Here is a 10170-nt window from a genome sequence, read left to right on the forward strand (position 1 = left end):
CGAGGTTGACTACAATCGAATCCGGCTCCACTCGACCTTGGGCTATCTCAGCCCGGAACAGTTCGAGCTATCCCATGTCGCTTAGGCGGGTGTCCGTGAAGCAGGGGCAAGATCAGTGCTATGTCTTATGCCCGCGAAAACGCAGGAATAAACCGTATGGTCGGTGGCCCGTCTGCGCCGTGGTTGCTGAATGAAATGCGGCGTGTGTTGCGCTTGAAGCATTACAGCCTTCGCACCGAGGCGGTTTATGCGGCTTGGGCCCTCCGCTTCATCCTGGTCATGGCAAGCGGCACCCGCGCGACATGGGCGAAGCCGAGGTCGAGGGGCTTCTGTCCGGGCTGGCGGTTCAGGGCTCAATCGTGAAGGTCGTGGGGTTCGCTGGATCGGTAGCGGGGGCTTCCTGTCGGGGCCTTGAGGTAGCGCGTTCCCGCTCCCGGTCTCCTCCTGAGACCGAGGGAAGTCCCTTTTTGTGGTGGAGTGGGGGCACGGCAGGCGCTCAGCCACGCCAGGCTCTTACAGCGATTCCAGCACGCCCGCGATGGTGGCGGTCATGAAGGTTGCCAGCGAGCCGCCCAGCACCGCACGCAGGCCCAGCCGCGCCAGGTCCGCGCGGCGGCTGGGGGCGAGGCCGCCGATGCCGCCGAGCTGAATGGCGATGGAGGAGAAGTTGGCGAAGCCGCACAGCGCGTAGGTGGCCAGCAGGCGGCTCTGCGGCAGCAGCTGGTCGAGGTGCTTGGAGAGATCCGCGTAGGCCACGAACTCGTTGATCACCACCTTCTCGCCGATGAAGCTGCCCACCGCGGTGGCGTCCTGCCAGGGCACGCCGATCAGCCAGGCGATCGGCGAGAGCACCCAGCCGAACAGGGTCTGCAGGCTGAGCTGCACCGGGTGGCCGGCCAGCCCGCCCAGCCACTGGTTGAGGCTGCCGCCGCCCCAGCTGGAGGTGCCCAGCCACTGGATCGGCGCGTTGACCAGCGCGATCAGCGCCACGAAGGCGAGCAGCATCGCACCCACGTTGAGCGCCAGCCGAAGGCCGTCGCCGGCGCCGCCGGCGGCCGCGTCGATCACGTTGGCGGTGGTCTTCTCCACCTCGATCTTCACCGTGCCGCGGGTCAGCGGCTCCTCGGTCTCCGGCACCAGGATCTTCGCCAGCATCATGGTGGCCGGCGCCGCCATCACGCTCGCGGTGAGCAGGTGCTTGGCGTAGAAGAGGCGCTGCGCCGGGTCGTCGCCGCCGAGCATGCTGACGTAGGCGGCCATCACGGAACCGGCGATGTGCGCCATGCCGCCGATCATCACCGTCATCAGCTCGGACTGGGTCATGCGCTCAAGGTAGGGTTTGATGGTGAGCGGTGCCTCGGTCTGGCCGATGAACACGCTGGCGCACACGCTGGTGGTCTCGGCGCCAGAGACGCGCATCACCTTGGTGATCACCCAGGCCATGCCCTTGACGATCTTCTGCATCACGCCCAGGTGGTAGAGCACGCCGGTGAGCGAGGCGAAGAACACGATGGTGGGCAGCACCTGCACGGCGAACACGTAGCCGAACTTGCCGGCGTCCATGAAGCTGCCGAAGATGAAGGTGGAGCCCTCGCGCACGTAGTCGAGCAGCTTCACGAAGCCGGTAGCGATGGTGTTGAACACCTCGCGCCCGCCCGGCACCTTCAGCACCACGGAGGCGAACACCACCTGCAGCAGCACGCCCGTGCCGACCAGCTTCCAGTCGACCGCGCGCTTGTTGTTGGAGAACAGGAAGGCGATGCCGATCAGCACCGCAAGGCCGAACAGGCCGAACAGAATGTGGCCCAGCAGGTCGAGCATCAGGTCATCCCCTTGAGGCCGCGGGGTGACACCCGGAGCCGAGCAATATCCGCGGCAGCGTAGTCGATACGCCGACGCACGGGCAAGGCGTGGTGCCACATGGTCCGCTGCGGCAACATGCGGTGTTCCCCCGCGCTGTTTCCGCCTCGCAAGGAGCGCATGCGATGAGCCTTTTCCTGAGTATCGCCTTGGTGCACCTGGTCGCGCTGGTCAGCCCGGGGCCGGATTTCTTCTTCGTCTCGCAGACCGCGGTGAGCCGCTCGCGCGGCACCGCCTTCTGCGGCGTGCTCGGTATCGCGGCGGGCGTGGCGGTGTGGGCGGCGCTGGCGCTGCTGGGCCTGCAACTGCTGCTGCACCGGCTGGCCTGGCTGGAGCGGTTGATCGCGGTGGCCGGTGGCCTTTATCTGTGCTGGATGGGTATCGGCATGCTGCGCGCGGCGTTCGGCAAGCAGGCGGTGCCGAACGCGCCGTCGGCACCCGTGGCCGTCGCGCTCAGCGCGTGGAAGGCCTGGCGCGCGGGGCTGCTCACCAACCTCGCCAACCCCAAGGCGGTGGTGTATTTCGGCAGCGTGTTCTCCACCTTCCTCGGCGACGGCGTGGGTGCGGGCGCGCGGCTGGGCTTGTGGACGCTGGTGGTGGCGGAGACGGTGCTGTGGTTCTCGCTGGTGGCGGCGTTCTTCGCGCTGCCGGCGATGCGCCGCGGCTACCTGCGCCTGGCGCGCTGGATCGACGGCTTCGCCGGCGCGGTGTTCGTGCTGTTCGGGCTGCACCTGGTGTTCCAGCGCCGCGCCGTCTGAACGCCGGCCGCGCGGCCACGCCGCGCCCACGCGGCTTTCACGGCGCCTTGCCTCGCCTGGTTCCTAGCATCGTGCATCGTGCGACGGCATCCGGCCGTCCGAGCGGAGGCGATGATGACCTATACGGGCAAACTCACGTTGGGCCTGGCGTTGCTCTTGGCGACGCTGGGCGCCGTGTCGGCGCAGGAGGCCAAGGGCTATGTCGGTCCGGGCAGTGAAAAATCGGGCACCATCACGGTGAGCGAAGTGCTGTCGGCGAAGGACGGCAAGGACGTGGTGCTGCGCGGGCACCTGGTGCAGCAGGTCGACCGCGACCATTACGTATTCGAGGACGCCACCGGCCGGGTGCCGGTGAAGCTCAAGCACCGCATGTGGAAGAACGGTCGCGCCGATGCGAAGACGCCGGTGGAGATCAGCGGCGAGGTGGAGGTGCACCACAAGCTGGTCAGCGTGGAGGTGGACGAGCTGCGCATCCTCGGGCAGTGAGGTGGCGGCAGCGTGTGAGGCGGAGCGTCGCGATGGCCGGCAGGCCGTAGGCGGGGTACGGGGTAACGCCGGTTGGCGATGAGGCGAAGGGCGCACGAGGGCGCCCGGCGTTCCCTCTGGCGAGGGCGGGATCCGCGGGCGGCGCCCCGGATCCCGCGCCGTGTCAGGCCGCCAGTTCGGCCTCGCCCCTGGCCGTCTCGCCCAGCGCGCGGCGCCGGCGCACCGCGGCGGCGAGGCGCTCGAGCACGTCCACGGTGCTGTCCCAGCCGATGCAGCCGTCGGTGATGCTCTGGCCGTAGACCAGCGGCTGGCCCGATTCCAGCGACTGCTGGCCGGCCACCAGGTGGCTCTCCACCATCACGCCGAGGATGCGCCGCTCGCCGTCCTCCAGCTGCTCGGCGATCGTTTCCACCACCGCCGGCTGGTTCTCCGGCCGCCTGCGGCTGTTGGCGTGGCTGGCATCCACCATCACCTTGTCGGCGAGGCCGGCCCTGGCGATCGCGGTGCAGGCCTGGTCCACGCTCTCGGCGTCGTAGTTGGGCTGCTTGCCGCCACGCAGGATCACATGGCAGTCCGGGTTGCCGGCGGTGGCGGCCACCGCGGTGCGGCCGTCCTTGGTCACGGCCATGAAATGGTGCGGCTCGGAGGCGGCCAGCACCGCGTCCACCGCGATCTTCACGTTGCCGTCGGTGCCGTTCTTGAAGCCGACCGGGCAGGACAGCCCCGAGGCCAGCTCGCGGTGCACCTGGCTCTCGGTGGTGCGCGCGCCGATGGCGCCCCAGGCCACCAGGTCGGCGATGTACTGCGGGGTGATCATGTCGAGGAACTCGGTGCCGGCGGGCAGGCCGAGGTCGTTGATGTCCAGCAGCAGGCGGCGGGCGATGTGCAGGCCCTTGTCGATGTCGTAGCTGCCGTCCAGGTTGGGGTCGTTGATCAGGCCCTTCCAGCCGACCGTGGTGCGCGGCTTCTCGAAGTACACGCGCATCACGATCTCCAGCTCGCCGGCGTGGCGCTCGCGCTCGGTGAGCAGGCGGCGGGCGTATTCCATCGCGGCTTCGGGGTCGTGGATCGAGCAGGGGCCGATCACCACCACCAGGCGGTCGTCCTCGCCCTGCAGAACGCGGTGCACGGCCTCGCGCGATGCCTTCACGGTATGGCTGGCGCGCGCCGTGGCGGGGAACTTGGCGATCAGGGCCGAGGGCGGCGGCAGTTCCTGGATGGCGCGGATGCGAAGATCGTCGATGTGGTCGGACACGTGGGGCTCCTTGGATGGCCCGGACGGCCATGAAAAAAGCCGCCAGGGTGGCTGGCGGCTTTTCGAGGGAAGGTTGGTTGACCTGGGGTCTTAAGGTCGCAACTCCGTCTCCGCCGCCGGCATCGGATAGCCGTAAAACCAAAACCAGTAGCGGCGGGGGGCGAAGTTCATCGCAGCCATAGTTACCAGTAAACGCCGGGCGTTGCAAACCGGCGGATTGCCGCAGTGGGTGCGTCGCGAGCGGCTTAGCCGGTCTCGAAGGCGCCTTGCAGCCACTGCATGCGGGCGGCGTTGGCGGGGCCGTCGAAGCTCACCACGTCGAAGCGGCAGGCCCGCCGCGCGTGCTGCGGATGGGCGGCCAGCCACAGTTCCGCGGTGCGGATCAGCTTGTCCTGCTTGGCGCGCGTGACCGAGGCCGCGGCATCGCCATGACTGGCGCTGAGGCGATGGCGCACTTCGACGAACACCAGCGTGTCGCCGTGCTGCATCACCAGGTCGAGCTCGCCGTGGCGGGTGGTGTAGTTGCGCGCCAGCAGGCGCAGGCCGGCGCGTTCGAGCGCCTCGCCGGCGCGTTGCTCGAACACCGCGCCGGCCGCGCGCATCAGGGCGTGCCGTGGCCCGGTGCGGCGGCGGGCTGGGCGTTCTGGGGCGCAGGCGGCGGCGCGTCGACGGGCGGCGTCTCCGCCGGCACGTTGTCGATCTGCAGGCTGCCGCCGAGCGGCCGCGCCAGGCCGTCGGCGAACTTCGCCCACACCAGCACGCGGCGGATGCGGCCGAACTGGTCGGCGGCGAGCTGGCCGCTGGCGCCGGGCAGGTAGCTGCCGGGGTGGCCGCGCAGCCAGTCGAGGTAAGGCACCAGGTTCCAGGCGTCCATGCCGAAGCCGAACAGCCGCGCGGCGGCGCCGCGGGCGGCGGGCAACTGGTCGGCGAGGTGGGCGTGGTCGGGCAGGCCGGGCTGGGCGTCGAACAGCCAGGGGGCGTCGCAGAATTCCACGCCCTCGAGGTCGCGGTCCGCGCCGGCGTCGTCCTGGCCGGCATAGACGTGCGAGGTGCCGAAGACCGGCAGCGCCACGCGCGCCAGGCGCAGCTGCGGCACCAGCAGGCGGGCCTGCTGCGGGCGCATGCTGATGAACACGCCGGCCTCGGTAGCGTCGGCGGCGTGCAGGCCCTCGATCGCGCCGGCGTAGTTCACCGAGCCGGCCGGCAGGCTGGCCATGCCGGCCACCTGGCCGCCGCGCGCCGCCAGCTCCGCCTTGAAGGCGCCGGCGGCGCGCTGGGCGAAGTCGTCGGTGGTGACCACCACGTAGGCGCTGCGCAGCCCGCGTTCGATCATGTGGTCGGCCACCTGCGCGCCCTCGGCCTCCGGCAGCAGGCCGAATTCGTTCACGCCGCTGGCGGGCAGGGCGCGGTCGTCCGGGTGGTTGAGCGCGAGCAGCGGCACCGGCAGCTGCGCCTGGCCGAACACCGCGGCCACCTCGCTGCGGGTGAGCGGGCCGATCACCAGCTTGGCGCCGTCGTCGACGGCCTGCTGGTAGGCCTTGAGCGCGCCGGCGGCGTCGCCGCCGCTGTCGTACACCTTCACCGCCGCGCGCGGCGCGTGGTTGCGCGCCGCGTCCGCGTAGGCGGCGAAGAAGCCTTCGCGGATGGCCGCGCTGGCGGGGGCGAAGCTGCCGCCGAGCGGCAGCAGCAGCGCCACCTTGGCCGGCATCGTGTAGCCCTCGCGCACGTTCGCGCCGGTGCCGGGCAGCAGCGTGCCCACCGGCTGCTCCAGCGTGGGCTGCGGATGCGCCACGGCCACGCCGAGGCGGCTGAGCGCCTCGTTGATCCAGGTCAGCATGGGCTCGTTCGGCGGCATCGCGGCGGCGCGCCTCTGCAGCGGCTCCGCGTCGAGCTTGGCGAGCAGGTCCACGATCTGCTTGCGGTTCTGCGTCTGGTCGAGGCCGCTCAGCCGGGCATCCATTTCCACCCGCGTGTGCGCGGCGCCCCAGTCGTCGCCGCTGGCCTCCTGTGCGCGGGCGCGCAGTTCCATCAGGCGCAGCTGCAAGGCCGGCGGCACGGCGATGGAGGGCTGTGTGGTCAGTTGCAGGGCGCGGGCGTCGTCGTGCCGGGAGAGCGCGAGTTCGGCCTCGAGCAGGTCGTAGCGCACCGGCTCGTCGTCCTGCAGGCGCGCACGGCGGACCTCGGCCAGCAGCGGCGTCGCGCGGTCGAGGCTGCCCGACTGGCGATAGCTCTCGGCGGCCAGCAGCAGGTAATGGTCGGCGGCGCGCGATTGCCGGGCGAGGTTCTGGTAGGCCAGGGCGGCCTCGTCGAAGCGGCCCTGGCGGGCGAGGGCGGCGGCGTCCTGTTCGGCGGCGATCTCCGCCGGCGTGCGGGTGACGGCGGAGGGGACGCAGCCGCTAAGGCACAGGGCGATCAGCAGGCCGGCTCCAGCGGCGCGATGCAGGCGCATGTGAGTCCTTCAACGTGTATCGACATGGTCGGCAAGTGCGCGATCATAGCGGATGCACTGTCGCCACGCGGTCCAGGAACGTCGCCGATGTCACAAGTTCAGCCCGGTTGCCTGTGGGTGGTCGCCACCCCCATCGGCCATCGCGACGATTTCTCGCAGCGCGCCGTGGACACCTTGCGCGCGGTGGCGGTGATCGCCGCCGAGGACACCCGCCACAGCCGTCCGCTGCTGCTCCACTACAACATCGCCACGCCGGCCATCGCCCTGCACGAGCACAACGAGCGCGAGGTGGTGGAAGCGATCGTGCGCCGGCTCGAGGGCGGCGAATCGGTGGCGCTGATTTCCGACGCCGGCACGCCATTGATCAGCGACCCCGGCTTCCGGCTGGTGCGCGCGGCGCGCGCGGCGGGCATCCGCTGCATCCCGGTGCCCGGCGCCTGCGCGGCGGTCGCCGCGCTGTCGGTGGCGGGCCTGCCCAGCGACCGCTTCGTGTTCGAGGGCTTCCTGCCGCCGAAATCCGCCGCGCGCCGCGCGCGGTTGCAGGCGCTGGCCGGCGAGCCGCGCACGCTGATCTTCTACGAATCCTCGCACCGCGTCGCCGAAAGCCTCGCCGACCTGCGCGACGTGTTCGGCGGCGAGCGCGAGGCGGTGCTGGCGCGCGAACTGACCAAGCTGTTCGAGACGGTGATCGGCGAGCCGCTGGCCGAACTGGCCGCCCGCGTGGCCGCCGACCCGGACCAGCAGCGCGGCGAATGCGTGCTGCTGGTTGCCGGCCAGGCGGAAGGCGGCGACGCCAAGCTGGCCGAAGGCCGGCGCGTGTTCGCCATCCTGCGCGAGGAACTGCCGCCGGCCAAGGCCGCCAAGCTGGCGGCGGCGATCAGCGGCGCGCCGCGCAAGGCGCTTTATGAGGCCGGGAGTGGGGAATAGGGAGTAGGGAATAAAAGGAAGACGCGCTTGCGCCGGCGTCACTCTTTTTTACGCGCTCCATGTTCCCTTGCCCTACAATCTCCCTTGGAGTCGGCCGGACAGTCGCGTCGCGCGATGAGCGCATCGAGGAAAGTCCGGGCTCCACAGGGCAGGGTGCCAGGTAATGCCTGGGCGGCGTGAGCCGACGGAAAGTGCAACAGAGAGCAGACCGCCGAACGGTGCCTCCGGGCATGCGTGGTAAGGGTGAAAGGGTGCGGTAAGAGCGCACCGCGCACGGGGCCAACGCCGTGCGGCACGGCAAACCCCACCCGGAGCAAGACCAAATAGGGGAACCATGACGTGGCCCGCGTCGTTCCCGGGTAGGTTGCTGGAGCCAGGCGGCGACGCCTGGCCGAGAGGAATGACTGTCGCGCCGCAAGGCGTACAGAACCCGGCTTATAGGCCGACTCCACCTTTTCCCCCTTCACGCCGCGCTGCCGTCCGCCGTTTTCGGACGGCGGCGCGGCGCTGAACGCGCATTCAGCGCAGGGAGCCCGGAGATGGCGGCACGGGGGCGGGATTTGCCTCTGCGTTTTCGCAGAAAATTCCTAGCTTTCAAGCACCTTGGGGTGTTTCCTCGAAATAGCTGCAGTTTTCGTCACGGCTTTGCCTTTACTCCTTGATTCACAAAAGAAATTCCCTTGACAGTCTCAGGGGCTGAGATTATCGTGGGCGCCAGTGTGAAATCGTGGGAATAAGTGGGAATAACTGGCCGTGTTCCAAGGCGAAACCGCCATCACCGTCGACGACAAGGGCCGCCTGGCCATCCCGACCGCGTATCGGGAGCTGGTGGCGGGCGCCTGCGCCAATCGGCTGGTGATCACCTACAACCCGTTCGAGTCGGGCTGCCTGTGGCTGTTCCCGCATGCCGAGTGGGAAAAGGTGCGCGACCAGGTGAACGCCCTGCCGAGCGTGAAGGCGGTGCACCGCGCGCTGCAGATGAAGCTGGTCGGCGCGGCGGCGATGGTGGAGCCGGACGGCGCCGGGCGGATCCTGCTGCCGGGCAGCCAGCGCACGGCGGCCGGCATCGAGAAGAAGGCGGTGCTGCTGGGCATGGGCAGCAAGTTCGAGCTGTGGAGCGAACAGGCCCACCTGGCCAAGATCCGCCAGACCATCGGCGAAGACGAAATCAGCGACGACATGGCCGACCTGCGCCTGTGACGGGCGGCGGCCATGGCGGACAAGAGACGGGAGCGGGAATGCGGCATGGCTGAGAGCCTGAATTCATGCCTCGGGCGGCCCGCGCCGAGATCTGTTTGCCCGCAAGGCAAGGACAGAGAGAGGAAGTGTATGTCGATACACGACCGAGCGATGACGCAGCCTTGCGGGCAAACAGATCCGGCCCTTCGGGTTGCCGTGCTGTGGCCGTCATGCGGCAGCGCGCGGCTTGGCCAGGGCGCCACCCTGGCCGGCGCCACGCACTACCACCTGACAGCCACAGCACGGCAACGCGGGCTACCCGAGACATGAATTCAGGCTCTGAATTGCGGCACATCCCCGTAATGCTTGACGAAGCAGTGGAGGGCCTCGCCGTGCAGGCAGGCGGGCGGTATCTCGATGGCACCTTCGGACGCGGCGGTCACGCCCGCGCGGTGCTGTCGCGCCTCGGGCCGGAGGGCCGCCTGCTGCTGATGGACCGCGACCCGCAGGCGATCGCCGCCGCGCAGGACCTCGCCGCCGACCCGCGGGTGTCGATCCGCCACGCCAACTTCTCTACCCTCGCCGACTGGGACGCCACCGCCGCCGGCCTCGACGGCGTGCTGCTCGACCTGGGCGTGTCTTCGCCGCAGCTGGACGAGGCCGCGCGCGGCTTCAGCTTCATGGCCGACGCGCCGCTGGACATGCGCATGGACACCACCCAGGGCGAGAGCGCGGCCGACTTCCTGGCGCATGCCCCGGAGCAGGCCATCGCCGACGTGCTGTGGACCTACGGCGAGGAGCGTTTCAGCCGCCGCATCGCCCGCGCCATCGTGGAGCAGCGCGCCGAGGTGCCGATCGCCCGCACCGGCGAGCTGGCCGCGCTGATCGAGCGCGTGGTAGGCCGGCGCGAGCCGGGCAAGCATCCGGCCACGCGCAGCTTCCAGGCGCTGCGCATCCGAGTTAACGGCGAACTGGACGCCCTGCAGCAGGGCCTGGACGCGGCGCTGGAGCGGCTCAAGGTCGGCGGGCGGCTCGCGATCATCAGCTTCCATTCGCTGGAAGACCGCGCGGTGAAGCTGTTCATCCGCGACCACTCCGGGCGCGTGCAGGGCAACCGGCGCGGCCCGCCGGTTGCCGCCGCACCGGCGCGCCTGAAGGCCGTCGGCAAGGCGCAGTTCCCCTCGGCGGCCGAGCTGGCCGCCAATCCCCGCGCACGCTCGGCGGTGCTGCGCGTGGCGGAGAAACTCGCATGAGGG

9 protein-coding genes and 1 other RNA gene are annotated in these 10170 nt (G+C 70.1%); 6 read left to right on the top strand and 4 right to left on the bottom strand.

The genetic code is table 11. The features are described from left to right. Nucleotides 1–513 precede the first annotated feature (513 nt). On the bottom strand, nucleotides 514–1821 hold the full coding sequence (locus ACH65_RS03660) for a NupC/NupG family nucleoside CNT transporter (RefSeq protein WP_049621227.1): 1308 nt from the start codon (nucleotides 1819–1821) through the stop codon (nucleotides 514–516). A gap of 164 nt (nucleotides 1822–1985) precedes the next feature. Between ACH65_RS03660 and rhtC the strand changes: the two genes are divergently transcribed. Both rhtC and ACH65_RS03670 read left to right on the top strand, forming a co-directional pair. Then, nucleotides 1986–2618: a threonine export protein RhtC gene (rhtC, locus tag ACH65_RS03665; RefSeq protein ID WP_049621228.1), complete on the top strand. Its 633-nt coding sequence runs from the start codon at nucleotides 1986–1988 to the stop codon at nucleotides 2616–2618. Between the two features lie 114 nt (nucleotides 2619–2732). Next, the gene (locus ACH65_RS03670; RefSeq protein ID WP_064504810.1) at nucleotides 2733–3104 is read left to right on the top strand and encodes a NirD/YgiW/YdeI family stress tolerance protein; all 372 of its coding nucleotides are present in this window, start codon (nucleotides 2733–2735) and stop codon (nucleotides 3102–3104) included. A gap of 163 nt (nucleotides 3105–3267) precedes the next feature. On the opposite strand, the gene aroG is transcribed toward ACH65_RS03670, so the two are convergent. The 3 genes from aroG to ACH65_RS03685 form a co-directional block, all read right to left on the bottom strand. After that, the gene (gene aroG / locus ACH65_RS03675; RefSeq protein ID WP_049621230.1) at nucleotides 3268–4359 is read right to left on the bottom strand and encodes a 3-deoxy-7-phosphoheptulonate synthase AroG; all 1092 of its coding nucleotides are present in this window, start codon (nucleotides 4357–4359) and stop codon (nucleotides 3268–3270) included. Between the two features lie 245 nt (nucleotides 4360–4604). Further along, nucleotides 4605–4961 carry a YraN family protein gene (locus tag ACH65_RS03680; protein ID WP_049621231.1) on the bottom strand — a complete coding sequence of 119 codons (357 nt, stop codon included), beginning with the start codon at nucleotides 4959–4961 and terminating at the stop codon, nucleotides 4605–4607. Beyond that, nucleotides 4961–6808 carry a penicillin-binding protein activator gene (locus tag ACH65_RS03685; protein ID WP_049621232.1) on the bottom strand — a complete coding sequence of 616 codons (1848 nt, stop codon included), beginning with the start codon at nucleotides 6806–6808 and terminating at the stop codon, nucleotides 4961–4963. Before ACH65_RS03685 ends, ACH65_RS03680 begins: the two co-directional genes overlap by 1 nt. Before the next feature lie 87 nt (nucleotides 6809–6895). Between ACH65_RS03685 and rsmI the strand changes: the two genes are divergently transcribed. The 4 genes from rsmI (at nucleotide 6896) to rsmH (ending at nucleotide 10167) form a co-directional block, all read left to right on the top strand. Further along, on the top strand, nucleotides 6896–7735 hold the full coding sequence (rsmI, locus tag ACH65_RS03690) for a 16S rRNA (cytidine(1402)-2'-O)-methyltransferase (RefSeq protein WP_049621233.1): 840 nt from the start codon (nucleotides 6896–6898) through the stop codon (nucleotides 7733–7735). An 86-nt stretch (nucleotides 7736–7821) separates the two neighbouring features. Beyond that, nucleotides 7822–8189: RNase P RNA component class A (rnpB, locus tag ACH65_RS18440), an RNA gene on the top strand. A gap of 299 nt (nucleotides 8190–8488) precedes the next feature. Continuing rightward, entirely contained in the window at nucleotides 8489–8935 is a 447-nt protein-coding gene (gene mraZ, locus ACH65_RS03695; protein ID WP_049621234.1) for a division/cell wall cluster transcriptional repressor MraZ, read from the top strand. Between the two features lie 305 nt (nucleotides 8936–9240). Continuing rightward, nucleotides 9241–10167 carry a 16S rRNA (cytosine(1402)-N(4))-methyltransferase RsmH gene (gene rsmH / locus ACH65_RS03700; protein ID WP_049621235.1) on the top strand — a complete coding sequence of 309 codons (927 nt, stop codon included), beginning with the start codon at nucleotides 9241–9243 and terminating at the stop codon, nucleotides 10165–10167. The last annotated feature ends 3 nt before the right edge of the window (nucleotides 10168–10170 follow it).

Source organism: Frateuria defendens (assembly GCF_001182895.1).
GTDB classification, from domain to species: Bacteria; Pseudomonadota; Gammaproteobacteria; order Xanthomonadales; family Rhodanobacteraceae; genus Frateuria_B; species Frateuria_B defendens.

Excerpts from the sequence above, each read along its gene's own strand:
- ACH65_RS03660 (WP_049621227.1), bottom strand. The coding sequence starts at position 1,821 with ATGCTCGACCTGCTGGGCCACATTCTGTTCGGCCTGTTCGGCCTTGCG.
- rhtC (WP_049621228.1), top strand. The coding sequence starts at position 1,986 with ATGAGCCTTTTCCTGAGTATCGCCTTGGTGCACCTGGTCGCGCTGGTC.
- ACH65_RS03670 (WP_064504810.1), top strand. The coding sequence starts at position 2,733 with ATGACCTATACGGGCAAACTCACGTTGGGCCTGGCGTTGCTCTTGGCG.
- ACH65_RS03680 (WP_049621231.1), bottom strand. The coding sequence starts at position 4,961 with ATGCGCGCGGCCGGCGCGGTGTTCGAGCAACGCGCCGGCGAGGCGCTC.
- ACH65_RS03685 (WP_049621232.1), bottom strand. The coding sequence starts at position 6,808 with ATGCGCCTGCATCGCGCCGCTGGAGCCGGCCTGCTGATCGCCCTGTGC.
- rsmI (WP_049621233.1), top strand. The coding sequence starts at position 6,896 with ATGTCACAAGTTCAGCCCGGTTGCCTGTGGGTGGTCGCCACCCCCATC.
- rsmH (WP_049621235.1), top strand. The coding sequence starts at position 9,241 with ATGAATTCAGGCTCTGAATTGCGGCACATCCCCGTAATGCTTGACGAA.